Here is a 26,307-nt window from a genome sequence, read left to right as displayed (position 1 = left end):
TCGGCGGCGCGGCCTTCGTCGTCTCGCTCCCCGCCGGCGAAAACTGACCGACTCGTCGCCGCCTACACTGCTACGAGCCGGTGTACTGCGCCGGAGGCCCCCTCCGGCCCGCCCGATCCGGTCGTCAACACGTACAACCGGCCCTCGGTGTCTCGCCCGAACGCGAGCAGATTCGGGCCCGGTGGATCACCGCTGGCCGTCTCCAGATTCACGCGCGAGAGATTCCACAGTCCGCCGTCGTCGGGTTCACTCGCCGTGAAGATCGTCCCCTCCGCCCGGTAATCACCGAAGACGTACCGACCCGCGAGCGGCCCGATCCCACCGGTATAGTAGTACCCGCCGATGACCGAGATTCCGCTCACGCCGTCGCCGTCGTGGGGATACTCCACGATTGGCTCCTGCAGAGGCGTCCCGTCGTCGGTCTCGGTGGGACAACTCTCCGGCGGTGCCCCCGGGTCGTCCGTACTGAAACAGTGGGCCCCTTCCCGGACGTTCCAGCCGTAGTTCCCGCCGCGGTCGACGATGCTGACCTCCTCGAATCGGTTTTGTCCCACGTCCGCGACGAACAACCGGCCATCGGTGAAGGAAAACCGCCACGGATTCCGGAACCCCCACGCGTAGTGTTCGTCCAGTCCCCCGCGCCCGACCAGGGGATTGTCGTCGGGGATTCCGTACGCCCGGCCGTTCCCGCCAGCACCCTCGCGCACGTCGATGCGGAGGATACTCCCGAGCAGGTTCTCGGTCACGTCCTGGCCGTTCCCGCCGTCGTTGCGGTCGTACCAGTCCGAGACGTGCCCCCGTCCCACGTCGTTGCCGCCCCCGCCGTCGCCCACGCCGACGTAGAGGAAGCCGTCCGGCCCGAACGTGATCGATCCGGCGTTGTGGTTGGCCTGTGGCTCCGCGATCTCCAGGACGATCCGCTCGCTCGACGGATCCGCCTGGAAGCTCTCGTCCACGGCAAACGACGAGAGGACGAAGGTGTGACTGTACCCGTCGGGCATCCCCGGCCGGAGCGGCGCGCTGTACCGGACGAACAACCGCCGGCGCTCGGCGAAGTTCGGCCCGACTGCGATCCCGAGCAACCCGCGCTCGTCGTAGCCCGGGTTCAGGGTCACCATCCGGTCCCGCAGGTCGAGGACCGGCCGTGACCGCTGGCCATCGGCGTCGACCTGGTACACCTGTCCGGACTGGTCCGCGATCAGGAATCGACCGTCGCCCACCGTCTCCATCCCGAGCGGCGCAGTGAACCCCGTCGCCACCGGCTCGGTCCCGACCGACTCGGAGGGTTGCGTCCCGCTCTCCAAGAACGAACACCCCGCAAGCGCCCCGCCGACCGCCACCGCACCGGTCCGGAGGACGTCCCGTCTGCGTGTCATGGCCGCTCTATGGACGGCCCCCTGATAGGCGTTTGTCCGTTGGGTCACCGCCGGACCGTCGCGACGACGGCCCCGGCCGAACCGAACAGGATCGGATACGCAAGCCCCGCCAGCAGGACGCTCGACGTGAACTCCGGCGCGGCGGCGAGCGTGTATGTCCCCCCGGCGAGTCCGGCCCGGCGCACCGTGTACTCGAAGGAGAAGACCGACTGCCCGACGACAGTGAGCAAAAGGTACCCCGCCGACAGCGTCGCCCCGAGCGCCACACCGGCCGCCGTTCCGCTGACGCCGGTCCCAGCATCTTCGGCGTTGCCGACCAGCAGGTACCCCGCGCCGGCGAGGACGATCACCGGCACGAGGTGGTAGACGATCCCGGGCACCGTCAGGGCCAGTCCGTCGAACGGAGAGGGGCTCCCGAACACTTCGAGCGTCCGCGTCGCCGACACCCCCTGGCGCGCGCCCGACGCTTCCAGCGGGACGGTGTGTGTCCCGTAGAACACCCAGCCGTTGGCGCGAAACGGCGTAATCCCGCCGGGATACTCGTAGTTGTCGAGCATACCGAGGAGAAAGACCACGAGGTACCCGAGTACCCACGCCCCCGCGCCGTGGAGCCCCCCACGCGTCAGGTTCCCCCGGACGACCTCGACGATCCCCGAGGACTGCACCGCTGTCCCGTCGCCACCGCTTGGTTCGGCTCGCTCTGCGCCGGTCACCGCTGGCGTCGCGTCCGGGTCGTCCGATTCGGTCGGTGCCGTCGACTCTTTGTCCGGAAAAGAGAGGTCGTCGACGGCACCCTCGTCCAGTTCGGACCCGCCGCGAACGTCCTCGCCGTCGATCAGTCGAATCCCGTGTTCGGCACAGAGGTCCTCGATACCGTCGTCGGTCCCGTTCCGGGCGTGGGCGAACGCCACGTCGGCGTCGTACTTCCGAACCGCCTTCCGGAGATACTTCACGTGTTCCCGACCGAGTTCGTCGCCGGCACCGGTGGCGACGATGACGACGCCGCGGCGGTCGGTGCCGTCGTTGGCCGTGGTCGTCCCGCCGAACAAAAATACCGTCTCGGCCACCTGGGTCAGATCGAGCGTCCATCCGCGTGTCGTCAGGTAGTCTTGCACGTCGGCCAGATACTCCTGTGGCGACGCGTCGTCGTCACCACTGGGCGTCGACATACTCGTATCTGCGAGGACGACCATTTCAAACTATTGTGAGTTTCACTTGCTCGATGTTCCGAACCGGAATCGCCAGGCGGTACTCGCGGTGTCATTCATCAGAGAAGCGGGCCGAAAGGGATTTGAACCACGGTCGTTCCGCTACGCTCCACTCCCTGATTCAAATCTCTTCGGTCGCATACCCAGCGCTCACGGGTTGTGAGCGCCGTGAGAGACGGGCCGAAAGGGATTTGAACCACGGTCGTTCCGCTACGCTCCACTCCCTGATTCAAATCTCTTCGGTCGCATACCCAGCGCTCACGGATTGTGAGCGCCGTGAGAGACGGGCCGAAAGGGATTTGAACCACGGTCGTTCCGCTACGCTCCACTCCCTGATTCAAATCTCTTCGGTCGCATACCCAGCGCTCACGGATTGTGAGCGCCGTGAGAGACGGGCCGAAAGGGATTTGAACCCTTGACCGACGGCTTAAGAGGCCGTCGCTCTGCCGGACTGAGCTATCGGCCCTCGCGGCGACTCAACGTAACGGGGTGGTATTAAAATACGTTTCCTTTCCCTCGTCGTGCGGTTTCCGATCACCCCAGTTCGAAGACGTGACGGGAAGGTGTGTTATAAGTAGCTCCCGGCACGAGCGCCTCTAGCATGAGCAGCGCCATTACGATGGCCTCGATGTCTACGTATGCGATTCTCGGGTGCGGGAGTGTGGGCCACGCGGTCGCGGAAGAACTCGAAACGGAGGGCAAAGACGTTCTCATTCTCGACAAGGACGAGGGCCGCGTCGAAGCTCTCCGCGACCAGGACCTCGACGCTCGCACCGCCGACATTCGCGAGTCGACGACCGCCGAGGCAATCGAGGACCGGGACGTCCTCCTGATCCTCTCCTCGGACGTGGAGGCCAACATGGCCGCCGTCCAGAACGTCCGGGACCGCGGCGGCGAACAGTTCATCGTGGCCCGGGCCTCCGACCCCGTCTCCGCCGACGAACTCACCGAGGCCGGGGCCGACGTGGTCATCAACCCGTCGGCCGTCATCGCCGACTCCGCGCTCCGGGCGCTGGAAACCGGCGAACTGGAGTACAAGGCCACCCAGCTCGCCGAGGTCATCGGCGACACCGACGAGCGCATGGCCATCCTCATCCACCGCAGTCCGGACCCCGACTCCATCGCCAGCGCCGCCGCCCTCCAGTTGATCGCCGACAGCCTCGACGTGGACGCCGACATCATCTATCAGGGCGAAATCGGCCATCAAGAGAACCGGGCGTTCGTCAACCTCCTGGGGATCGAACTCCAGCAGCGGACCGACGTGGACCTCGAAGGCTACGACACCTTCGCGATGGTCGATCACGCCAAGGGCGGCGAACCCGAAGTCGAACACGAGGTCGACGTGGTGATCGACCACTTCGAGCCCGAACACGACCACGACGCCGCCTTCGTCGACGTGCGCCCCAACGTCTCCGCGACTTCCACGATCCTCACCAAGTACATCCAGGAACTCGACCTGAGCCTCGACGGCAACGTCGCGACCGCGCTGCTCTACGGCATCCGCGCCGAAACGCTCGATTTCAAACGCGACACGACACCCGCCGATCTGACCGCCGCCGCATACCTCTACCCCTTCGCCGACCACGACACGCTCGAACAGGTCGAGTCGCCCTCGATGTCGCCCGAGACGCTGGACGTGCTCGCCGAGGCCATCCGGAACCGCGAGGTCAAGGGGTCCCATCTCATCTCCAACGCCGGCTTCATCCGCGACCGCGACGCGCTCTCACAGGCCGCCCAGCACCTCCTCAATCTGGAGGGGATCACCACGACCGCCGTGTTCGCGCTGGCCGACGACACGATCTATCTGGCCGCGCGCTCGAAGGACATCCGGATGGACATCGGTGCAGTGCTCGAAGACGCCTTCGACGAGATCGGCGAGACCGCAGGTCACTCCACGGACGCCAGCGCGGAGATCCCGCTGGGCATCTTCACCGGCATCGAGACCAACGAGGACAACCGGGACACGCTGCTGGAACTGACCGAACAGGCCGTCAAGCAGAAGCTCTTTCAGGCGATGGGCGTCGACGGCAGTGAAGGCGGTAGTAACGGGAGTTAGAGAGCGTCAGGCCGTAATCTCTTCTTCCTGCTCTTCCTCGGGGGTGCGGAGCCGTTCGATGATGTCGCTGACCAGCACGACATCGCCGACGGCCTGCACCCAGTCGTACGGGAGGATGATGCCGCGATTGCCGCGGGCCCGCTCGCCGAACAGGTCGTGGTTGACCTCGTGCAGGGCAAGCCCGGTCACCTGCACGTCGTCCAGGTCCAGTCGCACGTCTTCGACTTCGCCGACGAAGACACCGTTGCTCGAATACACTTCACGCCCCACCAGCGCGGTAATTTCCTGCGTTGGTCCGTCCATACGAACCCCCAACACAGCCTCCCTCTTAACTTTTGGCAGGTGTCTGACGTACGTCAGCCGGTGAGCTGTCAGAACCCGGCGCTCGCGTCGTGACCGATGGACATACGGCGTCTGCACCCGCAGTAGTCACACTGCGTGTCCGACCGTTGGCCCTCCCTCGCGGCCCTGTACTACGCCGCCGAGACCGCCCTGATCGCCCCCGGCATCGTCAGCCACGAAGCCGCCCACCTGCTGGCCTGTCGGCTGGCCGGCGTCGAGGTGGTTGGGGCCTCGATACTGAATCCATTCGCCGCCGACGCGTCTCTCGACCACGAGCGCGTCACGTCGTTTCCCGCCGATCTGCTGATCGCCGTCGCACCACTTCTGCTCAACACGGCGCTCGCGCTTGGCGCGCTCGCTCTGGCTCCGGCCGCCGGCACACCGATCCTGTCGATCCCGCTGTACTGGCTGGGAGCCTGCTTCGCGCTGACGGCCTTCCCGAGCGTCGGTGACACCGAGACGCTGTTCGAGACGGCCGACGCCCTCCCCCGCTCGCTTCGCCCCGTCGGCTATCTGCTCGCTGCGCCAGTTCGCGCGTTCACTGTCGTCCCAGGGTCCGCGGGCGTGGCCGGGTTCTTCCTGCTCCTCGTCCTGTTCGGATTGACCCAATCCTGATCCCGCTCCGGATCACTCCGCCGGCTCGGGAGGTGTCGCGGATCGCCCGTTCGGAATCTCCGCTCGGTCCGGGAGTTCGGGGTCCGGTTTCCGGCCCAGCGTGAGTAGTCGCTCGGTGAGCGTGAGTTCCTCCGTACTCGGACTCGGTTTCCGGATCTCCTCGAACTCGACGGCCACGCTGTCGGCTTCGGCGGCGATCCGGACGGCACAGAGCTGGTAGGAGGGGTAGAACACGGGCGGGAGAACGCCGATGGCACCGTCGCGGCGGTGGAGCCGCTTGAGCCACGTTCCGCTGTTGACGAGGACCCCACCGTCGACCTCGGAGAGTGCCGGTCGGTGGGTGTGTCCGTAGCAGTAGATGGCCGTCTCCTCGTCGGCGGCGAAGCGTTCGCGTGCGGCCTTCTCGTACGGTTCCTCGGCGTCGACCGTGAGTGTGGTCTCGAAGACGCCGAACCGGTCGATGGTCTTCCGTACGTCCCGCCGGAGGAAGTAGAGTGGGATACCCACGAGCAAGAGGAGGCCGGCGATGGCGACGTTCACGGCGAGCAGGAACCAGAGCGCCGTGCCGGCGGCCCCGAACTGGCCGAGAAACGCCGTCCCCTCCTCGACCGGCGTGGACCAGATGTCGGCCAGGGATAACCCCGCGAGAACCGCGAGGACGGCACTGACGTTGAACAGCAGGAGGAACGGGACCAGCGCGTACCGCAAGAGCGGGTTCATCTCGCGGTAGAAGTACTTCGAGAGCAGCCACACGGGCATCCGCTCGGTCGGCGTGACGGCCTGGACGTCCTTCAACCAGTTGTACCGACCCCGGTCCGAGAGCTGGCCCGCACGGCTGGTGACGAGCGTGTTGTAGTAGTAGCCCAGCGGCGAGGCGTCGGGGTTCCCCCAGTCCTCGATCCGGTTGTTCGGGTCCTGCTGGTGGCCGTGCTCGAAGTACACGACGCGGTCGCCGACCCGTCTGGTGAACGAGTCGTCCTGTACCAGAGTCACGTTGTACGCCGCGAATCGATCGACGTACTCGTCGTAGGCCGCGAGTTCGTGGTCGTGGTTGCCCGGCAACAGCGTGATCGTGACGTCATCACCGGTCGTGCGCAACTGCTCGAACAGTCGGGGATACGTGTCGGTGAGGTAGTCGAATTTGTCCGTCCCCTCGACGCTGGTAATCTCCCAGAGCCCGAACGCGTCGCCGTTGATTATCAGTTCCGCGTTCTCGTCGGTCCGCTCCAGTCGCTCCAGGAAGGCGAGGAGTTCCGGCAACGCCTCGACCTCGCCCAGTTGCTCGTCGCCGCCGACGTGCAGGTCGCTGATCACGTAGTACACGCGGTCGTCGGCGTCTGTCGGCACTGTCACCGTGTGACGGCCCAGTTGGCATAGGCCTTGTTCTTTCGGCGGTCACTGCGGCGCGATCAACTCGACGGGATGGGGTACCTCACGCTCGTAGAGCACGTCCAGTTGCTCCTGGCAGGACGTGCCGCTGGCGACGAGCGCCCGCTCCTCGATATCGCCGAGGTCGTCGTGCAGGTGCTCGCCCACGTCCATGCTGACCTCGTAGTACTCGCTCTTGTAACCGAAGCTCCCGGCCATCCCGCAACACTCCACGTCTGAGGTCCGGACGCTGTAGCCCAGGTCCGACAGGACAGACTCGGTGTACTCGTCGACGTCCATGGTGCGTTGCTGGCAGTGGCTGTGGTAGGCGACGCCGGCGTCGCCGTCGTCGCCAGGTACGTCCAGCGCGTCCCCGTCGGCTCCGTTGTCCAGCAGACCGTAGGCGTACTCTAGCACGTCGTACGTGTTCTCGGCCAGTCGCTCTGCCGACCGCTCGGGCAGGAGGTGCTCGTAGTCGCGCCGGAACATCGCCAGGTCGCTGGGTTCGATCACCACCACGTCCCGCCCGTCGTCGATGTGGGTCACCAGCGCCCCGTGGACTGCCTCGGCCTGGTCGCGGGCCGTGTCGATCATCCCCTGGGAGATCGGAGCCCGACCGCTCTCCGGCACCGCTGGAATATGAACACGGACGCCCAGCGCTTCGAGGACACGCACGGCCGCCTTGCCCCGGTCGGGATCGAAGTAGTCCGTGTACACGTCGGGGTACAGCACCACGTCGCGGTCGGGATCTGACACCTGCGCACCGCGAGCGCCGTACCACTCCCGCAACGTCTCGTCGGCGAACTCGGGGAGGTCACGGCGTGGATCGACGCCGAACGCCTGCTCCAGTACCCACTTCCCGGCCCGACTCCCCGCGACGGCGTTGCTCAGGCCGGGCGCGAGCGAGCCGACCTTCGCGAGCGTCTCGACGTTGCCGAACAACCGTTTCTGGAGGTCCAGCCCTGCCGGTTCCTCGTCGGGCGTCAGTCCCTCGACGAGGAAGTCGAAGTCGTCGCCCTCGCCCTGGTGGTTGATCCGGTCGCGGACGACCGTGTTGATCCACGGGATGTCGATCTCGACCGGACATTTGGGTTCACAGCGAGAACACCCAGTACAGAGGTCGTTCATCTCGCCGGCGCTGTCGAGGTCGTGGACGCCGGCCTCCCAGCCGGTGCCGATGCCGCCGGTGTAGGTCTCGCCGCCGAAGCCGTGGCCGCCGACGGCCTGGAAGTTCGAGCAGGCGTTCGAGCAGGCCCCACAGCGGATGCAGTACAGCGTCTCCCGGAGGTCGTCGTCCTCGCGCATCCCCATCCGGCCGTTGTCGAGCAGGACGAGGTGGAAGGCCCGGTCGTCGGCGGGTCGCATCTCGTCGGCCTCGAAGTCAGGAATCGGGGAATCGACGGGGGGTGTCAACAGCGAGACGTAGGACGTGATGTCCTGGCCCGTCCCTGTCCGGGCGATGAGTTCCGTGAACGGCTGGAGGTCCGCCAGACTGGGGACGAGCTTCTCGATACCCGCGACGGCGACGTGGGTGTCGGGCGTCACCGCCGTCTTCCGGGCGTTACCTTCGTTGGTGACCAACATGAGGGTCCCGGACTCGGCGACGACGAAGTTCGCGCCCGTCATGCCCACGTCGGCCTCGCGGATGTGTTTCCCGACCCGCTCGCGGGCGAACTCGGTGAGTTCGTTCGGGTCCCCCGACAGATCCTCCGCCAAGTCGAACTCGCTGTTGAACAGGTCGGCGATGTCCTCGGGTGTTCGGTGCATCGCCGGCCCGATCAGGTGTGAGGGCGCTTCGTCGGCGATCTGGATGACGTACTCCCCGAGGTCCGTCTCGACCACCTCGTACCCCTCGTCTTCGAGGTGGTCGTTCACGTCGATCTCCTCGGTCGTCATCGACTTGCTCTTGACGAGTTTCTCGGCCTCGCGGTCGGCCATGATCGACTCGACGATCCGGTTGGCGTCCGCCGCGGTCTGGGCGACGTGGACCTGCCCGCCGTTCGCTTCCACGGCTTCGGTGACCTCGTCGATGAGTTCGGGAAGGTGCTCGATGGCCGACTCCTTGATCTCACGGGCCGCATCGCGCAGGTCCTCGTAGTCGTCGAACCCCTGGATGGCGTAGTCCGAGAGCTGGTTGACGGTGCGCGTGTTCTGTGCGACGGCGTCGCCTTCCGTCGCCATGAGCCGCCGGAGTCGCTCGGCGGTGTCGCGACGGGAACTCATCGGTCCTCCAAGACGACGACGTGCGTTTCCGAGGGGCCGTGAACGCCCTGGACGAGCGTCCCCATGTCGGCGGTCGCGCTCGGACCGGTCGCCAGAATCTGCGTGTCCATTCCGGCTGCGAAGTCCTCGCCGAGCCGCTCGTAGGCCGTCGGCATGTCCGGCACGATATCGCTGGCGGCGACGACGGCGACGTGGCGGGGCGTGTACAGACTGACCAGTTCGTCCCCAGCCGCACCCGAGGGAATCGTCACGGTGCCGTAGTCGGCGATGCCCAGCGCCGCGGGTGTCACGCCGGTCGCGGCCGTTTCGAGCGCCGACGGCGACGGGTCGGTGTCGACGGCGTCGGCGAGCGACACCTCGTCGTAGGGCAACGCGGTTCCGACGGCCGGTTCTTCGATAGCCTCGGAGAGGGTGGCGTCGGCGTCCGCGGCTGTGGTCCGGTGGACCGGCCCCGGAACTGACGACTCGAACGTCGAGAGCGACTCGGAACTCATGTCACGTGGTGTCTGGTACCAGGTACCTAATTGCTTTGCCCTCGCGCGGCCCGAACCCGGACCTGAGCGTATTCAGAGCCTGAAATTGCTGGTAGGTTTATATAAGGGTATGGGATATATGGGGTTATATGGGTGCAAACGACGGTGAGGTCTACATCCTCCGGCCGGACGAGGAGGGTGACACCGACGACGAGGAGGCCTGGGTCAGTCCCCAGCCGGCGAGTCGGGTCGTGTTGGAAGCGGTCGCGGACGCCGTCGACAGCGATGTCGACGATTTCGACGATCTCGACACATACGTCGATCTCGACGATCTGGCCGCCGTGTTCGACGACGAAGACGTGGACGATATCACGTTCTCCGTCGAGGACCACGACGTGACGGTCGATGCAACCGGCGACGTAACGGTCGAGGCCGCCGACTGACCGAACGGGCCGACGTGGGGCCATTCCGGCGGGGTCCGTTCCTGTCACCGACCGAGAGCGACAGCTGACCGTGTCCACAGCGCGCACAGCCAACGCCGTTATACGGCACGCTACCGTACGGAATAGTATGAGTGACGCCAGCGATACGGACGATATCGAGTCGATTCGCGAGCAAAAGAAAGAACAACTGGAGTCGGAGCTATCGGATGGTGCGTCGCCGGACGAACCGGTTCACGTCGAGGACGGCGATCACTTCGCCGACCTCACCGACGACGGTGTCGTCCTCGTGGACTTCCACGCGGACTGGTGCGGTCCGTGCCAGATGCTCGAACCGACCGTCGAGGCCATCGCGGCCGAGACGGACGCGACCGTGGCGAAGGTAGACGTGGACGAACACCAGCCGCTGGCCCAGCAGTTCAACGTCCAGGGCGTGCCGACGCTCGTCCTGTTCGCCGACGGCGAGGCCGTCGAACAGCTGGTCGGTGTCCAGGACGAGGGCACGCTCGTCGATCTGATCGAACAGTACAGCTAAACGCCCCGCACCGTGTCGAAGCGATTCTGAAGCTTGGCGAACGTCTGCTCGCCGATGGCTCCCTCGACGACTGTGTAGGCACCGTTGACTTCCCGCTCGCGAGTTTTCTCGATGAGGTGATCGACGAGTCGATAGACCTGCTGTTCGTCGGCGTACATCAGCAGGACGTTCAGGTTCTCGAACAGCACCCATCCGTGTCCCCGGGTGAGATGTTGGAGTGACCGGGTGAAGGCCATGCTGAGTCCCGTCAGGTCGTTCGGGGAGATCGCGTCGGTCGTCCACAGTGGCCCCTCGTAGGTGTGGGTCGAACCCGAGATCGGGATGAGACCGACGTTCGACACGTCGATCTCTCTGTCCCTGAGTTCCGCCTCGACCTGTTGTGGCGAGTTCGGCGAGATCAACAGGAGATTTTCGAACGCGCCCGTGGGCGGCACCGACAGCGCCGACTCCATCGACGACAGCGCCGCCAGCAGTTGCGTTCCCGGAACGACCCCCTGATCGCTCCCCTGCGTGGCGTTACTCGTACTCGTCATCGCCGATTCTCCCACCGTCCCACCGGTTTGTAGTAGCATGTATTCGCTCCATCTGTGATCCCCCGTCCGTCGTGCGAATTTACTCGCCGTCGTCCGCTCCGAATCCCCCGCTGCCGTCGTAACTTTCGTCGCCGACTAACTTAACGCGTTCGGCAGTATCGACGAACGAACTGGCGAACGCCCAGCAGCCAGCACCGAAACCGACGGCGCTGGCCAGGGCCAGTACCGGCGCGACGACATCCGGGACGGGGACGAACTCCATCGCCCACTGGGCGCTCAGGAGCAGGAAGCCCAGCGCCAGCAGCCCCACGCCGCGGCTGTGAGCCACGTTCTGTGGATGCCGAAGCACCGGGTACACCAGGAACAGGCTAGTCACCAGCAGGAGGACCGTCTGGATGAAGTGCAGGAGCCACTGGAACAGGTCGGCGTACCGCGACAACTGGACAGCACCGAGCCCGACCCACACTGCCGGGTCGCCGATCAGCGGCCCTACCACATTCGCCGGATCGATCATAGCTTTCGCCTCCCGGTCAGGAGCATGAGTGCCTCGAAAGCCATCGCGAACGACGCCGCGACGGCCAGCGACGAGACGACCGTGGAGTACACGACCGGCGGATCGACCGCGAGTATCGTCGGCACGTGCAACGCGACGAGCGCACCGACGATGGCCGGGAGCGGCCGCAGGAGCCGACTGAACGGGGCCTGCCAGTAGCCCCGGACGGCGATCACTGCCAGCGGAAGTGTCCCCGCCAGCACGAACACCGTCGCCAACGAAAGAATCCTCGTGTACATGCGACGACTCACCTGTCGAGGACTCAGGGGGTGAAGAATTAACTCTCACGGTGAGACAGTCAGGCTCCACCGGTCACGCCGCCGCGTCGTCGTGGTCGCTACCGCCGAGCATGTAGCGACTGTACCGGGCCCAGGCACAGGCCAGGCCGTTCGAGAGATTGAGGACGAACACGGCGGCTACGAGGCCCGCCAACGAAACGGGCAGTGCCTCGGGCAGTGTCTCGACCTGCCACGAGGTCACACGAAGCACGGTCTCCACACCGACGGCCAGGTCGTCCCGGGGCAGAGACAGCGACGGAGTCAGTCGAATCGGCTCCGTGAGCTGTACTCCGACGGTCACCCCCGGTTCGTCGTAGTACAGCGGTGTGGCGAGTAAGGTGGCGCTGATCGCCGACGTGACGCTGAGGAGGACGAAAGCGACCGTGCCGTAGAAGAACTTGCTGCCGAGGTAAAGTAGCGTCGTCCAGACGGTCACGTCGGTCACCAGGCTGCTCGCGCGGTCGACCGGCGATCCTTCGAAGAGATAGTCGTAGGAGGGGACCGGAATCGGCACGTCGAGCAGCCTCCCCGTGAGCGCGAGTTCGACCCGACCGAGGACGATCGTCACCAGTAAACACCCCAGCAGGAGCGGACCGCCTACGACCAGGACGAGCAAGCCGGTACTGATCGCGAACGCTGTGACCAAGACAGTGAGATACACGAGGCCGAGCAGCAAGGCGAGCCAGAGGTACAGGGCGTTCTTGTAAGACTGGAGGCGCAACGGTGCGGCGAGAACCGACCGAACCGACGGAACCGAGAGGGTGGGCGTCCGTGCGATTATATTCGGTGCCATCTGACATCCTCTGCTGTCGCACGCGCGATGTAAATGCCACTTGTTGCAGCGCCTGCGACAGTGGCTGGGCCGTCTCGATCCCGGGCATCGAACCGGCGGGCATGTACCGTCTTCCCGGCCGGTCGGGTTTTTGCGGAATCCCCGAGAACGCCGGACGAAGATGAGCCAGAGCGACGGCGAGGGCGAGGACGTGCTGGCGGTCCTCGACGACGAGTACGCGACGGAGATCCTCGTCGAAACCTACACCGAGCCGCGCTCGGCCTGCCGTCTCGCCGAACTTTGCGACGCCTCGCGCTCGACCGTCTATCGCCGGATCGAACGACTCCAGACACACGACCTGCTGGAGACGCGCCAGCAACTCGACCCCGACGGTCTCGAAGTGAGCATCGACCACACCGAGGAGGACGCGGCGAGTCGTTTCACCGGACTGTACGAGGAGTTCACGGGGGAATCATGATCGGGACGCGACCTCTCTCGGCCGGCGGGATCAGCGCCACCGGTGGGTCGACCGCGTTTGCACTCTTCGCCGTCCTGCTGTTCGGCGTGGCGCTTGTGCTGTCCGTCGTCGTGACGTACTACTTCGTCCGGGGGTACCGGCGGACTGGCCGGCGGCCTATGCTGTTGCTGGCTGTCGGCCTGTTCCTGTTGGCGGCGGCGCCGATGTTCGTCAGACTGGTGCTGGGGAACGTCGCGGTTACGACCGCGGACGGCCGGCGACTCACGGTGGCCGTCATCGAACTTTGCGGGCTTCTGACTGTCCGTTACGTGGTGTTCGACCCATGATCGGGACGCTCGCGGACCTCGCCACGGCGGTCACCGCGGTCGTCGGCGTGTTCGTCGCCGCCCTCGCGTTCAGGGGCTACCGACAGAACGCCAGCAGTGTCATGCTGGCACTGGCCGTGGGCGTCGTGGCGATCACCGTCGTCCCGTTTCTCGTGATGGGACTGCTCGGCCCGTTACCGGCACTTTCCGACGCGCAGGCGCTCGTCGCGATACTGCTTGCTCACACGTTCGGGTTGGTGGCTATCCACCGGACGTTCCGCAACTGATACTTATATCTTCGGGCCGTGTCCCGGACTCGGCGACGCTGGCTCGGAGTATATGGATCTGCCGACCCGACGGCTCCACGTAGCGATGATACGGATTGCCGCACCTGACCGATCCCTCACGGACAGCCTCCGGGGCTTTTTCGGCGTCCCCTTCCGGGGACAGACCTACCGAAGCCTCGCGTACCTCCTGCTGGCCTTCCCGCTCGGCATCGCGTACTTTGTCGCCGTGACCGTCGGCGTCGCCACCGGTGTCGGACTGTTGGTCACGCTCGTCGGTGTTCCGATCCTGCTGGTGACGCTGTACGGCGTGACGCTGATCGCCGGGTTCGAGGCGTCGCTGGCGCGTCACCTGCTGGGGATGGACGTTCCCGCCCCCGAACTCCTCCGGCGGACTGGCGATAGCGGCGGGACGAATCTGGAGTCCCTTCTGGCCTGGTCACGCACTGTCGTGACCGCACCGACGACCTGGACGGCACTGGTCCTCGTCGGCGTGAAGTTCGTGTTTGGACTGATGGCGTTCACCGTCCTCTCCGTCGCGGCGTCGGCCTCGCTCGTCCTGCTGGCTGCCCCGGTCGCAGTCCTCACCGACGGACCCCTGCATGTCACCTCGACGACCGATGGACTCACGATGGGCGTCGTCACTGGTGGTGAACCGCTCTTGGTGGTCGATACCCTCCCGGAAGCCGCGGGACTGGCCGTCGTCGGTGCCTTCGCGACGCTTCTCACTCTCCACCTCGTCAACGGCCTCGCCACGTTCGGTGGTCTCTCCACGGCCGCGTTGCTGGACGTTGACGACTCTGACGGATCAGCGGTGTAGCGGCGGGCCGGCTCGCCGGTTGAGCCCGGAGCCCACGCAGTCGCCGGGCCGTCACCCGTCGGTCACGTCACCCCTAGTTTTATATTCTCGTCAACTGCCTATGCAGTCGTGGTTTACGATACCGGAAACCGGACGATAGACGACGCCGTCGAGCGGGTGCTGGCGGGCGAGCGACTCGACCGCCGTGACGGGCTCGCGCTGCTGGCACAGCCGGTCGAGGAACTCGCGGCCGGGGCCGACTACGTGCGCTCACAGCTGGGCGACGACACGGTCGACGCCTGTTCCATCGTGAACGCGAAGGCGGGCAACTGCGCCGAGGACTGTGGGTTCTGTGCGCAGTCGGTCCACTTCGACACCGGCATCGAGACGTACGGGTTCCTCGACCCCGAAGAGATTCTGGAGGCGGCCAAACGCGCCGAACGCGACGGTGCCCAGCGGTTCGGCATCGTCGTCGCGGAGAAAGGCGTCTCCAAGGAGAAGCGCCCCGAGGAGTGGGAAGAAGTCCTCCGTGCGATCCGGCTGGTCCGCGACGAGACCGACGTCGAGGCTGACGCCAGCCTCGGTATCCTCACGCGCGAGGAAGCCGAAATCCTCGCTGACGAGGGCATCAACCATTACAATCACAACATCGAGACCTCGCCGAACTTCTTCCCGGAGATCGTCGACACCCACTCCTTCGAGGACCGGGTGAAAACGCTCGAACTCGCCAAGGACGTGGGTATGGACCTCTGTGCCGGCGTCATCCTCGGGATGGGCGAGTCCCCGACGGATCGGGTCGACGCGGCCATCGCGCTCCAGGACATCGGCGTGTCCTCCCTGCCCGTCAACATCCTCAATCCCGTCGAGGGGACGGCACTCGGGGAGAAACTGGGCGATTCGGCGGCCATCAGCACCGAGGAGATCATCGAGACCATCGCGGTCTACCGCCTGCTCCACCCCGAGGCCAGGGTGCGGCTGACCGGCGGGCGCGAGGTCAACCTCGACCAGGACGAACAGCACCTGCCCTTCGAGGCGGGTGCCGACGGCATCCTGACCGGCGACTACCTCACGACCGGCGGGCAGTCGCCCGGCGACGACATCGAGGTGATGGAGGAAGCCGGGATGGAGCCGAACATGGACGCAAACGAGTTCGACAAGGAGGCGGTCAAGGCCCGCGCCGGCGAGGACCCGGCGGACGCCGACGACGTGGAGACAGCGGCGGGCACAGCCACGAGCAACGCGGAACTGGACGATTGATTTCGATACCTATGGATAACGTAAACTTCGCGGTACTGGGATGCGGTGGCATCGGCCGACGGACACTGGAAGTCTCGAAAGACATGGACCACCTCACGCCCGTCGCGGCGTGTGATCGCAACGGCGTCGCCGTCGATCACGACGTCCTGGAATCGCGACGAGATTCCAGTGGCTCGTCGGGCACGCGAAGCGTGTCCGACGGTGGATTGGACGTGGACGAACTGCTCGCGGCGACGGAGGGCAACATTGCCAGTGACGGTGGCACCACAGCGGCGAGTGGCTCAGGTGCGGACTCCGACGGCGTCAAGCAGACCGGCGAGAACGCCGGCGTCGCGGCCTCGGTCCAGGCCGACCCGACCGAGGAACCCATCGCGGAGATCGTCGAGGCCAGCGACGATATCGACGCCGTCCTGATCGCGCTCCCGAACTTCGAGCACGATTTCATTCCACGGGTCGCTGATCGCTTCGCCGACGCGGGCTACGAGGGTGTCCTCGTGGACGTGCTGAAGCGCTCGCGGGTGATCGACATGCTCGACGACCGGACCGACGAGTTCGAACAGCAGGGAATCACGTTCGTCTGCGGCGCGGGCGCGACGCCCGGGTTCCTCACCGGCGCGGCGGCCATCGCCGCCCAGTCGTTCGTCGAGGTCCACGAGGTCGAGATCTGGTGGGGCGTCGGGCTGAAATCCGGCTACGAGGACAACCGCGGCACCGTTCGTGAGGACATCGCACACCTGCCCGAGTACGACATCGACGACGCCCGGGAGATGAGCGACGCGGAGATCGAGGCCGTCATCGACGAGTACGACGGCGTCATCGAGTTCGAGGACATGGAACACGCCGACGACGTGCTTCTAGAGCGGGCCGGCATCTGCGATGCAGAGGACGTGACCGTCGGCGGAATCCTCGACGTAACCAGCGACGAGAAACCGACGACGACGACGGTCCGGGTCACGGGAACGACCTTCGACGGCGAGACCGGGACGAACACCTTCGAGTTGGACGACGCGACGAGCATGGCGGCCAACGTCAACGGCCCGGCGCTGGGCTACCTGAAGGCCGGCGTTCGCCGCAACCGGGCCGGCGAGTACGGCGTGTTCGGCCCCGCCGACCTGATGCCCGGATTCTGATGGCCAGCGACCCCTCACTGGACGAACGGACGGAGCGGCGCGGCACTGCCGACCGCGGCTTCGATCCCGCCGGCCGGCTCGCCGAACGCGACCGGCGTGGCCTCCGTCGGGACCTCACACCCGTCGCGGAGGTGGCGGCACGAAGCCCCATCGCCGACGATCCGGGGGCGGACGAACCGGTCTTCGACGGCCCCGAGCAGGTAATCTTCGCCGCGAACGACTACCTCGGGCTGGCCGGCGACGAGCGCGTCCAGCGGGCCGCGGCCCAGACCGCCCGCGAGGTCGGTACCGGTGCGGGTGCGAGTCGGCTCGTGACCGGTGACACCCCGGCCCACCGCGCACTGGAACGGGACCTGGCCGACACCAAGGACGCCGAGCGCGCCCTGGTGTTCTCGTCGGGGTACGCCACCAACGTCGGTGTGATCGCGGCGCTTTCCCCCGACGTGGTGTTCTCCGACGAACTCAATCACGCGAGCATCGTCGACGGGTGTCGGCAGGCCGGTGCGGAGACAGTGGTGTACGACCACTGCGATCCGTCGGCCCTGCGGGCGAAGATGGACGAGCGGGCGGCCGAGGGGACCGCCGACGAGTCCTGGCTCGTCCTCACCGACTCGGTGTTCAGCATGGACGGCGACGTGGCACCCTTTGAATCCATCTGTGACGTGGTCGAGGACTTCGGCGCGTGGCTGATGGTCGACGAGGCCCACGCCACGGGTCTCTACGAGGGGGGCGGCGGCATCGTCCAGCGCGAGGGCCTCTCGGATCGCGTCCACGTCCAGATGGGGACGCTCTCGAAAGCCCTCGGGAGTCAGGGCGGCTACGTCGCCGGCAGTGAGGCCCTGATCGAACACCTGCTCAACGCCGCGCGGTCGTTCGTCTTCTCGACCGGCCTCGCACCGCCAGCGGCGGGTGCGGCGCGGGAAGCGTTGCGGATCGCTCGTGAGGACGACGCCCACCGCGAGCGACTGTGGGAGAACGTCGCCCGACTTCGGGACGGACTGGAAGACGCCGGCTACGAAGTCTGGGGGGAGACACAGATCCTGCCGGTCGTGGTCGGCGACCGCGACGACGCGATGGCGCTGGACGACCGACTCCGTGACCACGACATCGTCGCCCCCGGCATCCGACCACCAACCGTGCCGGAGGGAACGAGTCGCATTCGCGTCGCACCGATGGCGACCCACACGGAGAGCGAGATCGACCGTTGTCTCGCGGCGTTCCGCGAGGCTGGGCGGGAACTGGAGCTGGTATGAGCGACGAAATCCAGGACCCCACCGACTTCGCCGTCGTCGGTACCGACACCGGCGTCGGCAAGACCGTCGTCACCGCGGGCCTGGTCGGCTGGCTCCGGGAATCCGGGGTCGACGCTCGCGCGGTCAAGCCCTGCCAGACCGGCTATCCGCCCGACGACGACGCCGGATTCGTCGCCGATGCCTGTGGCGACGACGCGGCAGCCACCTGCCTCCGGCGGCTCGAACCCGCACTCGCGCCCGCCGTCGCGGCCGAGCAGGTCGACGCGGCCCTCTCCTACGAGTCCATCCTGTCGGGCTGTCGTGACGCGATAGCCGAGGCCGAGGTCGGCGTGGTCGAAGGGATCGGCGGCCTGCGTGTTCCGCTCGCGAACGGGCGGGAAGTGGTCGACCTCGTCGCCGACCTCGACGTGCCGGCCCTCGTCGTGGCACGCTCGGGACTCGGGACGATCAACCACACGGCCCTGACCGTCGAGACCCTGCGAGCGCGGGGCGTCACGGTCGCAGGCATCGTTTGCAACGAGTACGCGGGCGAGACCACGGCGGAACGCACCAATCCGGACGTAATAGCCGGGATGACCGGTGTGTCCGTCGAGACGGTGCCGCCCCTCTCGCTCGACGAGCCCGGCGATGCGGTGGCAGGCGTCAGCGACGCGCTGTCGCGTTCGGTCTTCCCGACGGAGTGACAGTGCAGCCGCTCGTCGGTCGATAGTCCAGGGAAACCAGGGGGCGTGTGCCCCCGGCGTGTGACACTACGGAGCCAACTGGCTCCACACAGAGGTTGGGCGCGAATCTGTATAAACTTATAGTCTTTATATTTCGGTGACAGAAACGGGTAAACTACGCCTCAGTCGCCGATCGACGGCAGTGCGCCCAGATCGACGGCATCAGCCAGCAACTCGCCCATCCGTTCGACGGTCTCGGGGTCGCGGGTGCGGCCGCTCCGGATGACCGATTCAGCGCGGTCGATGGTCGTCCGGGTGTCGCCCTGCACGAGCAGGATGGGTTTGCCCGCCTCCTCGGCGCGGCCGACGACGGCACCGCTGGGGCGGTGGCCGCCGGTGAGGAGAAGGCACCTGATCCCGGGAGCGCCGAGCGCGGCCGTCTGGATGTCCGAGCGGTCGCCGCCGGTGATGACCGCGGCCTCGCGCGCCCGTCGGAAGCCCGAGAGCGCGGCGTCACGCCCCATCGCCCCGACGAGGAACCGTTCGACGTAGGCGTCTGTCGGCGCGTCGCTGGTCAACACGTCTGCGCCCAACTCGTCGGCGAGTTCGCCGACGGTGACGCCGGACAGTTCCTGCACCTGTGGGATCGCGCCGTAGACGGTCACGTCGCGTTCCGCCAGAAACGGGATCACGTCTTCGGTGAGTTCGTCGAACTCGTCGTCGGAGACGCCGTTGAACAGGACGCCACCCAGTCGCTCGCCGAAGGCGTCGGCCGCCGCCAGCACGTCGTCCAGGTCCGAGGGCTCGTCGTAGTTCGCGATCAGCAGGACCCGGGCGTCGAGCAGGTCCGCCAGATCCGGGTCGGTCAGGTCGATGATGCCGCCGGTCCGGTACTCGCCGGCACCCTCGACGACGACGGCGTCTTTGTTCCGGGCGATCCGCTCGTAATTGTCCGTGACGCTCTCGTGGAGCGCGTCGAGGTCCTCGCGGCCGCGGACGGCCTCCTGGACGAACGTCGGCGAGTAGACGATCGGCTCCATCTCGTGCATCTGCTCGTCCAGGCCGAGGATCTCGCGGGCCAGCATCGGATCCTGGTCGAGGGTCTTCCCGACGGCGCTTTGCAGGCGGGTGCCCTTCGGTTTCATGTAGCCGACCGACTCGCCCTCGTCGGCGGCGTGGCGGGCCAGCGCGAGCGCGACGGCCGTCTTGCCTGTACTTGCCTCGGTCGAACTGACGAGTAGCGGGTTCATAGTTGCTCCTGGTCGATAGTGAGTCGCACGTCGACCGCCGAGACGCCGGACGGCGTCGCGACGAGCGGGTTGATGTCCAGTTCCAGTATCGCGGGGAAGTCCGTCACCAGCTGTGAGAGGCGCTGGATGGTCTCGACGACACCAGCTTCGTCGACCGGCTCGCGACCCCGCGCCCCCCGCAACAGCGGCGCGGACTCGATCTCGTCGATCATCGCTCGGGCCTCGGGTTCGCTGACCGGCGCGACCTTCACCGTGGTGTCCTCCAGCACTTCGACGAAGATGCCGCCCAGTCCGAACAGGACCAGCGGACCGAACTGCGGATCGCGGTTCATGCCCACGATGGTCTCGGTCGCGGCGTCCAGATCGAGCATCTCCTGGATCTGGACGCCCAGGATCGTCGCGTCGGACTGGTAGTTGCGCGCCCGGGTGACCAGATCCTCGTAGGTGTCGGCCACCTCCTCGGCCGGGACGCCGACCTCGACGCCGCCGATGTCGGACTTGTGGAGGATGTCCGGACTGACGATCTTCATTACGACGCCGTCGCCGTGGTCGATCCGTTCGGCGGCCTCGCGGGCCTCCGTCTCCCCATCGACGATCTCGCCCTCGGGGATGGGGATGCCGTACGCCGACAGCAGGTCCATCGCCTCGACGCCGAGGCTGTTGGTGTCGCGGCGCTTCGCGGATTCGAGGACCTCGCGGGCGCGCTCGCGATCCACGTCGAATTCGGTTGGTTCGGCGTACTCGCGGGCCTGAATCTCGCGGAACTCTCTGAGCGCGTCGAGACTCCGGACCGCCCGGGCCGGATCGAAGTACGTCGGGACCCCGGCTTCGGAGAGGGTCGCCTGGGCCTCCCGCGTCGAGTCGCCGCCCATCAGCGACGCCGCCACAGGCGTCCCGTACTCGGCCTGCAACTCGACGGTCGCCTCGGCCAGGGCATCGAAGCTCAGCGTGGCAGTCGGACAGGCCAGCACGATGGCCGCGCCGACGTTCGGGTCCGCCAGCGTGATACGAATCGCTTCCCTGAATCGCTCCACGTCTGCGTCCCCGATCACGTCGATGGGGTTGTAGACGTTGGCTCCTTCCGGAAGGGCCTCGGTCAGGTCGTCGATGGTGTCGTTCGAGAACGAGGCCAGATCGAGGTCGGAGTCGCCGATTGCGTCGGTCGTCATGACGCCCGGGCCGCCGGCGTTGGTGACGATGGCGACCCCGTCGCTCTCGGGCAGCGGTTGGCCTGAGAGGATGCCGGCGTAGTCGAACAGTTCCTGGACCGTCTCCACCCGGAGGACGCCGGCCTGTTCGAGTCCCGCCTCGTAGGCGCGCTCGCTGCCGGCCATCGTCCCGGTGTGGGAAGCCGCGGCGGATGCGCCGGCCTCCGTGCGGCCGGACTTGACCATCAGGATCGGCGTGTCCTGCGTGACCTCGCGGGCGGTCCGGATGAACTGCCCGCCGTTCTCGATCCCTTCGAGGTAGGCCAAGATTACGTCCGTCTCGGGGTCGTCGCCCCACTCCGCGACGAAGTGGCGTTCGTCCAGCACCGCCTTGTTGCCCAGCGAGACGATGTCTTTGAAACCCACGTCGCGGTCGTTTGCCCAGTCCAGCACCGCGGTGACGAACGCACCGGACTGGCTCATGAAGGAGATCGGGCCCGGCTGGGCGTTTTCGGGGCCGAACGTCGCGTTCATGTCGACGCCGGTACTCATGATTCCGAGACTGTTGGGCCCGACGACGTTGAGGTCGTACTCGTCGGCAACCGCCCGGAGGCGGCGCTCGCGGCTCGCCCCGTCACTGCCGGCCTCGCTGAACCCGGCCGTGATGACGACCACGTTCTCGATGCCGACCTCGCCACAGCTTTCGACCACGTCCACGGCGATGGATGCCGGCACCACGACCACTGCCACGTCGACCGCCCCCGGTACCGAGCCGATGTCCTCGTAGCACTGTCGCCCGAGGACGGCCTCGGCGTTGGGGTTGACGGGGACTACCTCGCCGTCGAAATCGGCGGCGAGGTTCGACGTGATGGCGCGGCCGACTGACCCCTCGCTTTCGGTCGCACCCACGACCGCCACCCGGTCGGGCGCGAACATCGTAGCTAGCTCGCCCATCGTGTCGAGGTTGACCACCGTGACGGATATAGTTCGGGAAACCGGCCAGCGTGACCCTAGCGATGCCGGGACGGCGGGCGGTCAGCGGTCGACCAGCCGCGTCTCGCCGGCCGTGACAGTCTCGCCTTTCTCGACACGGAGGTCCTCGCGCTCGACACCGTCGGGCATGACGACATCGACGCGGCTGGAGAAGGAGATGTGCCCGATCCGCTGGCCGCGCTCGACGGTCTCGCCCGGTTCCACGTAGGGGTGGATACGTCGCGCGACCGCGCCGGCGATCAAGACCACGGTGTACTCCTCGAACTCGACGTGGACCTTCTCGTTGCGGTCGGACTCCTTCGTGAACGCAGGCCAGTGTTTCCCCGGCGAGTGAGTCACGGCTTCGACGGTCCCGGACAGCGGTGCCCGGTTGACGTGTACGTCGGTCAGGTTCATGAACACGCCCACCCGGAGGCGGCCGTCCTCCTCACGGACGACCGAGACCGTCCCGTCGGCAGGTGCGAGGAGGCCATCGGCGGGCAGCCGGCGGTCCGGGTCGCGGTGGAACCCCAGGGCCGCACCGCTGGAGAGGAAGGCGACGGCCGCGCCGGCCAGCGAGAACGGCAACAGAAAGAGCCCGAGGAGCGCCGGGGGTGCCGCGTACCGCCAGGACCCGCGGGCGAAACGAGCGCACATACCTCCCGGTTCGGTCCCGAGGGAATGAACCTATCGGACGGTGGCGACGGTGTTTTTATGCCCGCCACTCCTCGTTGGGACGATGACCGAGGACTTGCTCGTTCCGTTCGACGACGACCTGCTCGCGACCGTCGCCGGCCGGCACGACCTAGACGAGGCGACGCTCCGAGACATGCTGACCAGCCACCAGCAACAGGTCCGTGACAATCCGGGCGTTGAGGACATCGTCTACGAGTGGCGCTCGCAGTTCCACGAACAACCGGTTCTCCAGCGGACCGACGACACCTATTATCTGCGCCTGCGCGCGCACGTCTGGGACGAGTTCGCCGACGCGCTCGACATCGCCGAAACCGACCTCCACGCCGTTCTGGACGCACACGAGGAGCAGTGCCGACGCGAAACGGGAGCCGGCATCGGCGAGGACGAGCGAGCGATGGTTTTGAGCCGCCCCTGAACCACCCCGAGGTTTTGGCTACCCAAAATCTGGTTTTGGGATACGAAAGATAGTTTTACGAACCCAAACTTTATCATACCGCGGGACCATCATCTAAACGAGATGAGCACTGAGAAAACCGTCCGGAAAGAGTTCGGTGAGGTAGAGGAGAACGCGCTACGGCTCGACCAGGAGAAAGCAGACCAGATCGTCGAGGCGCTCAACGACGACCTCGCCGACGCGTACGTGCTGTACCATCAGCTCCGCAAACACCACTGGAACGTCGAGGGAGCGGAGTTCCGCGATATCCACATCTTCCTCGGTGAGGCCGCCGAGAACGTGGAAGCTGCGGCCGACGAAATCGCCGAGCGCCTCCAGGCCATCGGCGGTGCGCCCGTCTCGAGCATGCCGAACCTCTCGGAGCGAGCCGGTGTTTCCCCCGAGGACGGTGACGTGTACCCGATCCGCACCTCGCTGAAGAACGATCTGGAGATGTACGGCGAGGTCATCGAGAGCCTCCGGGAACACGTCGAACTCGCGACGGAACTGGGCGACCACGCCACCGCGGAGATCCTCCGCCAGATTCTCGTCGAGACCGAGGACGACGCCCACCACCTCGACCACTACCTCGAAGACGACACGCTCGTGTTCGAGACGAGCGCCGAGTAGAGCGCTCGGGCGAGAAAGAATCGCACCGCGTCGCGAAACCCCGTTTCTTTATTCTCGACACTCGACGGTCAGATCCGTCGCGATCCACCCGTCCGTGTTGCCGTCTTCGGTGAACACGGTGCGCTCGTCGGTCGCTCTGTGGCTCTTGATCACTGGTGCGTCGTCTTCCGGTTCGGCCGTCGGCTCGGCGTCGTCGACGGTATCCGGCGCGTGGCTCATTACCAGGTGTTAGGTGGGCCTAAATCTAAAAGGGTTTTGGTTAGCCTAAATCGATCCAGGCCGTGGTGACCCCGTGGTCGGGGAAGTGCCAGCGCTGGCGGGGGTGGGGATCGGCGTCGACCTCCACGATGGCGTCGACTAGCGGTTCGAGTCGTCGGACGAGGTCGCTCTCGTAGGGTTCGGAGACGTGGACGTGACCGAGCGCGTTCACGCGGCCGAGTTTTTCGAGGACGGCGTCGAGAAAGACCGACTTGGCCTGGAGCGTGTCCGGCGCGACCGGCCCCAGACAGACCCGTAACTCGGCTGGGGCCAGCCCCTGACTGTGAGCGTCGATGGCCTCGGTCACCCGGTCCGCCAGCGACGACGACTGCAGGACTGCACCGGCACGGCAGGCCGTCGTCTGTGCCGGGCGGCCCTGCACAACCGTCGCCTCGTGGTTGGAGTCCGCCGTCAGACAGGAGTCCTCCGTTCCGACGACGACCCGTTCCCGTTTCGGCGATCCGAGCAGTCGGCCACAGAGCCGGCGCTGTTCGTCGGGCACACCTACGACGAGGATTCCACCCCCACGGCGTTTGAGGCCCGACAGCACACCGGGGACCTTCGCCGCCGCGGATTTCGCGCTCATCGAGCTTATTTACGCGTCTAGCGGTATAAGATTTGCACGGGTTTCGACGCTCGAAACCCGTCGGTCTGTCAGTCGTGGTGGCGAGTCGACCGTCGGTGAGGACCCGGGCTTAAGACCCGACGCGCCGTAGGCCAGGTATGAGCGATTCGGCCAGCGAAAAGGACCTCGCGCGACTGGCGGCGGACCTCGCACGGTCGCTTCGGGACCTCCAGCGTGAACTCGAACCGGGCCGGCGACGACGGCTCCGTCCGCCCTCGCCGCGGGAACTGCTCCGGTTCACCGACGAAGTGGCGATCCCGGGTGCCATACTGATTCTGGAGGCGAACGTCCGGGCGCTCCGACTGCTCCAGCGAGCGATCCGACTCGCCGACCCGGATCGGAGCGTGACCGACGGACAGGACACGCCCGTCCGCGACCGGGCAGTCCAGCTCAGTCAGACCACCGTCCAGAAACTCGACGACGTGCTGGCGGACGTACAGGACGCAATCGAGGGACGGCCGACCGACGACGAAGCGGAACGCGTCCTCGAGGAGGCGCGGTCGCTCCGCGACGAGATCGACGACCGGCTCGCCGCCGAGGCGGACGCCGACGAACCAGACCCCGACCCGGAGGCGAGCGCAACGGTTCCGGTCGACGTGGACGCCGAACTCCAGTCGATCAAAGACGACCTCGACGACGGTGACGGCGACGACGGCTCCAGTTCGACGTAGTGCCACCCCACCCGATCCCCGCGACCACCGACACCGGTCCCCTCCCGTGCGTAACAGTGTCAACGAAGCCTAACATAGCAGGTTTTATTTATTTCATACCTCCACTCGATAGTACGAATGAGCGGTAACGGGAGCACCGCCGGGACACGGGTCGAACTGTTCGCTCGGTCCTCGCTGCCCGAGGTCGCGTCGCGGCGACGGGACGAGGTGGCGGGCCGGCTCAAACAACTCGTCGAGGACGGGCACGTCGACGACGTGGCGATTCACACCTGGGAGAAGAAAGTGCCACTGTCGGGCGACCACGACGAACTCACCGAGTACGAGCGCTTTCGGGACTGGGCCGAGGAGACCGGGGTCGTGCTCGACCCCTTCTTCGACACCCGGTCGTGTTACTCGATGGAGACCGGTGAACGCGGCGAGTGGCTGGTCCTGCCCGCGCTCTGTCTCGCCGTCTACCGCGACGGTGACCTCGATGCCGTCTACCCCCACTCGACCAACGACGGCTCCCGCTCCGTCCTGGACTGTCTCCACGCCATCGAAGCCGCCCCGGGTCGCGTCACCGAACCGCTCGAATCCGACGCGACCGAACAGCTCGACCTCGCCGAAGTGTCCGACTGACCACTGCCATTCTCCGCCGGTCGTCCCACTCACCACTGTGTGACCGTTTCCCAAACAGCTAAGCAC

General features: G+C 66.4%; 31 protein-coding genes and 1 tRNA gene. 16 read left to right on the top strand and 16 right to left on the bottom strand.

All coding sequences use genetic code 11. The features are described 5' to 3' along the window. Positions 1-62 precede the first annotated feature (62 nt). The 3 genes from MU521_RS19115 to MU521_RS19105 form a co-directional block, all read right to left on the bottom strand. On the bottom strand, positions 63-1,376 hold the full coding sequence (locus MU521_RS19115; RefSeq protein ID WP_092694851.1) for a PQQ-dependent sugar dehydrogenase: 1,314 nt from the start codon (positions 1,374-1,376) through the stop codon (positions 63-65). Between the two features lie 44 nt (positions 1,377-1,420). Beyond that, positions 1,421-2,545 (bottom strand): DUF7978 family protein, encoded by a 1,125-nt coding sequence (locus MU521_RS19110; RefSeq protein WP_139171176.1) that lies wholly within the window; start codon positions 2,543-2,545, stop codon positions 1,421-1,423. 431 nt (positions 2,546-2,976) lie between these two features. Beyond that, positions 2,977-3,050, bottom strand: a tRNA-Lys gene (locus MU521_RS19105). A 135-nt stretch (positions 3,051-3,185) separates the two neighbouring features. On the opposite strand from MU521_RS19105, the gene MU521_RS19100 reads away from it, so the two are divergent. Further along, positions 3,186-4,640, top strand: a complete 1,455-nt coding sequence (locus MU521_RS19100; RefSeq protein ID WP_092694846.1) for a DHH family phosphoesterase — start codon at positions 3,186-3,188, stop codon at positions 4,638-4,640. Positions 4,641-4,646: 6 nt separating this feature from the next. Here the strand turns inward: MU521_RS19100 and MU521_RS19095 are convergent, their stop codons facing one another. Further along, the gene (locus MU521_RS19095) at positions 4,647-4,943 is read right to left on the bottom strand and encodes a PRC-barrel domain-containing protein (protein ID WP_092694844.1); all 297 of its coding nucleotides are present in this window, start codon (positions 4,941-4,943) and stop codon (positions 4,647-4,649) included. 135 nt (positions 4,944-5,078) lie between these two features. On the opposite strand from MU521_RS19095, the gene MU521_RS19090 reads away from it, so the two are divergent. Further along, on the top strand, positions 5,079-5,597 hold the full coding sequence (locus MU521_RS19090) for a metalloprotease family protein (RefSeq protein WP_092694841.1): 519 nt from the start codon (positions 5,079-5,081) through the stop codon (positions 5,595-5,597). A 12-nt stretch (positions 5,598-5,609) separates the two neighbouring features. On the opposite strand, the gene MU521_RS19085 is transcribed toward MU521_RS19090, so the two are convergent. Genes MU521_RS19085 through MU521_RS19075 form a run of 3 tightly spaced genes read right to left on the bottom strand, consistent with a single transcriptional unit; the run spans position 5,610 to position 9,682 of the window. Beyond that, on the bottom strand, positions 5,610-6,944 hold the full coding sequence (locus MU521_RS19085) for a metallophosphoesterase (protein ID WP_092694838.1): 1,335 nt from the start codon (positions 6,942-6,944) through the stop codon (positions 5,610-5,612). A 48-nt stretch (positions 6,945-6,992) separates the two neighbouring features. After that, complete coding sequence (locus tag MU521_RS19080) at positions 6,993-9,188, bottom strand: LUD domain-containing protein (protein WP_092694836.1); 2,196 nt, start codon at positions 9,186-9,188, stop codon at positions 6,993-6,995. Further along, a complete protein-coding gene (locus MU521_RS19075; RefSeq protein ID WP_092694834.1) occupies positions 9,185-9,682 on the bottom strand; it encodes a LutC/YkgG family protein in 498 nt (165 codons plus the stop codon). Before MU521_RS19075 ends, MU521_RS19080 begins: the two co-directional genes overlap by 4 nt. Positions 9,683-9,810: 128 nt before the next feature. Here MU521_RS19075 and MU521_RS19070 point away from each other — a divergent pair, with 128 nt between their 5' ends. Together MU521_RS19070 and trxA are read left to right on the top strand one after the other, a co-directional pair. Continuing rightward, positions 9,811-10,104 carry a HalOD1 output domain-containing protein gene (locus MU521_RS19070; protein WP_092694832.1) on the top strand — a complete coding sequence of 98 codons (294 nt, stop codon included), beginning with the start codon at positions 9,811-9,813 and terminating at the stop codon, positions 10,102-10,104. A gap of 127 nt (positions 10,105-10,231) precedes the next feature. Further along, entirely contained in the window at positions 10,232-10,636 is a 405-nt protein-coding gene (trxA, locus tag MU521_RS19065) for a thioredoxin (protein WP_092694830.1), read from the top strand. Here the strand turns inward: trxA and MU521_RS19060 are convergent. The 4 genes from MU521_RS19060 to MU521_RS19045 all read right to left on the bottom strand — a co-directional run bounded on the left by MU521_RS19060 (position 10,633) and on the right by MU521_RS19045 (position 12,793). Then, positions 10,633-11,169, bottom strand: coding sequence for a DUF7504 family protein (locus MU521_RS19060; protein WP_092694828.1), 537 nt, complete (start codon positions 11,167-11,169; stop codon positions 10,633-10,635). The genes trxA and MU521_RS19060 overlap by 4 nt on opposite strands. Positions 11,170-11,248: 79 nt before the next feature. Further along, positions 11,249-11,683: a hypothetical protein gene (locus MU521_RS19055; protein ID WP_092694826.1), complete on the bottom strand. Its 435-nt coding sequence runs from the start codon at positions 11,681-11,683 to the stop codon at positions 11,249-11,251. Further along, a complete protein-coding gene (locus MU521_RS19050) occupies positions 11,680-11,973 on the bottom strand; it encodes a hypothetical protein (RefSeq protein ID WP_139171175.1) in 294 nt (97 codons plus the stop codon). Before MU521_RS19050 ends, MU521_RS19055 begins: the two co-directional genes overlap by 4 nt. 61 nt (positions 11,974-12,034) lie before the next feature. Beyond that, complete coding sequence (locus MU521_RS19045) at positions 12,035-12,793, bottom strand: sensor domain-containing protein (RefSeq protein ID WP_092694821.1); 759 nt, start codon at positions 12,791-12,793, stop codon at positions 12,035-12,037. A gap of 160 nt (positions 12,794-12,953) precedes the next feature. Between MU521_RS19045 and MU521_RS19040 the strand changes: the two genes are divergently transcribed. The 8 genes from MU521_RS19040 to bioD all read left to right on the top strand — a co-directional run bounded on the left by MU521_RS19040 (position 12,954) and on the right by bioD (position 18,961). Continuing rightward, complete coding sequence (locus MU521_RS19040) at positions 12,954-13,250, top strand: winged helix-turn-helix domain-containing protein (RefSeq protein ID WP_092694819.1); 297 nt, start codon at positions 12,954-12,956, stop codon at positions 13,248-13,250. Beyond that, complete coding sequence (locus tag MU521_RS19035; RefSeq protein WP_217630189.1) at positions 13,247-13,576, top strand: hypothetical protein; 330 nt, start codon at positions 13,247-13,249, stop codon at positions 13,574-13,576. Before MU521_RS19040 ends, MU521_RS19035 begins: the two co-directional genes overlap by 4 nt. Continuing rightward, the gene (locus MU521_RS19030; protein ID WP_092694817.1) at positions 13,573-13,842 is read left to right on the top strand and encodes a DUF7521 family protein; all 270 of its coding nucleotides are present in this window, start codon (positions 13,573-13,575) and stop codon (positions 13,840-13,842) included. The genes MU521_RS19035 and MU521_RS19030 overlap by 4 nt, the downstream gene beginning before the upstream one ends. Positions 13,843-13,927: 85 nt before the next feature. Then, entirely contained in the window at positions 13,928-14,659 is a 732-nt protein-coding gene (locus MU521_RS19025) for a sensor domain-containing protein (protein ID WP_092694815.1), read from the top strand. A 108-nt stretch (positions 14,660-14,767) separates the two neighbouring features. Beyond that, the gene (gene bioB / locus MU521_RS19020; protein ID WP_092694813.1) at positions 14,768-15,895 is read left to right on the top strand and encodes a biotin synthase BioB; all 1,128 of its coding nucleotides are present in this window, start codon (positions 14,768-14,770) and stop codon (positions 15,893-15,895) included. An 11-nt stretch (positions 15,896-15,906) separates the two neighbouring features. Next, positions 15,907-17,025, top strand: coding sequence for a (S)-8-amino-7-oxononanoate synthase BioU (gene bioU / locus MU521_RS19015; RefSeq protein ID WP_092694811.1), 1,119 nt, complete (start codon positions 15,907-15,909; stop codon positions 17,023-17,025). Next, the gene (locus MU521_RS19010) at positions 17,025-18,278 is read left to right on the top strand and encodes an aminotransferase class I/II-fold pyridoxal phosphate-dependent enzyme (RefSeq protein WP_092694809.1); all 1,254 of its coding nucleotides are present in this window, start codon (positions 17,025-17,027) and stop codon (positions 18,276-18,278) included. Before bioU ends, MU521_RS19010 begins: the two co-directional genes overlap by 1 nt. Then, a complete protein-coding gene (gene bioD / locus MU521_RS19005) occupies positions 18,275-18,961 on the top strand; it encodes a dethiobiotin synthase (protein ID WP_092694807.1) in 687 nt (228 codons plus the stop codon). Before MU521_RS19010 ends, bioD begins: the two co-directional genes overlap by 4 nt. A gap of 161 nt (positions 18,962-19,122) precedes the next feature. Here the strand turns inward: bioD and MU521_RS19000 are convergent, their stop codons facing one another. The 3 genes from MU521_RS19000 to MU521_RS18990 all read right to left on the bottom strand — a co-directional run bounded on the left by MU521_RS19000 (position 19,123) and on the right by MU521_RS18990 (position 22,967). Continuing rightward, positions 19,123-20,190: a phosphotransacetylase family protein gene (locus MU521_RS19000; RefSeq protein ID WP_092694805.1), complete on the bottom strand. Its 1,068-nt coding sequence runs from the start codon at positions 20,188-20,190 to the stop codon at positions 19,123-19,125. Continuing rightward, positions 20,187-22,292, bottom strand: a complete 2,106-nt coding sequence (locus MU521_RS18995) for an acetate--CoA ligase family protein (protein WP_092694879.1) — start codon at positions 22,290-22,292, stop codon at positions 20,187-20,189. The genes MU521_RS19000 and MU521_RS18995 overlap by 4 nt, the downstream gene beginning before the upstream one ends. A gap of 81 nt (positions 22,293-22,373) precedes the next feature. After that, a complete protein-coding gene (locus tag MU521_RS18990) occupies positions 22,374-22,967 on the bottom strand; it encodes a protein sorting system archaetidylserine decarboxylase (protein ID WP_092694803.1) in 594 nt (197 codons plus the stop codon). A gap of 82 nt (positions 22,968-23,049) precedes the next feature. Here MU521_RS18990 and MU521_RS18985 point away from each other — a divergent pair, with 82 nt between their 5' ends. Both MU521_RS18985 and dpsA read left to right on the top strand, forming a co-directional pair. Continuing rightward, on the top strand, positions 23,050-23,421 hold the full coding sequence (locus tag MU521_RS18985; protein WP_092694801.1) for a DUF8048 family protein: 372 nt from the start codon (positions 23,050-23,052) through the stop codon (positions 23,419-23,421). 102 nt (positions 23,422-23,523) lie between these two features. Continuing rightward, positions 23,524-24,069, top strand: a complete 546-nt coding sequence (dpsA, locus tag MU521_RS18980; RefSeq protein ID WP_092694799.1) for a DNA starvation/stationary phase protection protein DpsA — start codon at positions 23,524-23,526, stop codon at positions 24,067-24,069. A 48-nt stretch (positions 24,070-24,117) separates the two neighbouring features. On the opposite strand, the gene MU521_RS18975 is transcribed toward dpsA, so the two are convergent. Both MU521_RS18975 and MU521_RS18970 read right to left on the bottom strand, forming a co-directional pair. Continuing rightward, entirely contained in the window at positions 24,118-24,288 is a 171-nt protein-coding gene (locus tag MU521_RS18975; protein ID WP_175452928.1) for a DUF7331 family protein, read from the bottom strand. Positions 24,289-24,328: 40 nt separating this feature from the next. Beyond that, positions 24,329-24,913 (bottom strand): DUF7504 family protein, encoded by a 585-nt coding sequence (locus tag MU521_RS18970; RefSeq protein WP_092694797.1) that lies wholly within the window; start codon positions 24,911-24,913, stop codon positions 24,329-24,331. Positions 24,914-25,050: 137 nt separating this feature from the next. On the opposite strand from MU521_RS18970, the gene MU521_RS18965 reads away from it, so the two are divergent. Continuing rightward, positions 25,051-25,623, top strand: coding sequence for a DUF7547 family protein (locus tag MU521_RS18965; protein WP_092694795.1), 573 nt, complete (start codon positions 25,051-25,053; stop codon positions 25,621-25,623). Between the two features lie 117 nt (positions 25,624-25,740). Further along, positions 25,741-26,241 (top strand): HTH domain-containing protein, encoded by a 501-nt coding sequence (locus tag MU521_RS18960; RefSeq protein WP_092694793.1) that lies wholly within the window; start codon positions 25,741-25,743, stop codon positions 26,239-26,241. Positions 26,242-26,307: the final 66 nt, after the last annotated feature.

The organism is Halorientalis regularis (assembly GCF_023698535.1).
Classification (GTDB): Archaea; Halobacteriota; Halobacteria; order Halobacteriales; family Haloarculaceae; genus Halorientalis; species Halorientalis regularis.
This window is presented reverse-complemented; position numbering and strand designations above follow the sequence as displayed.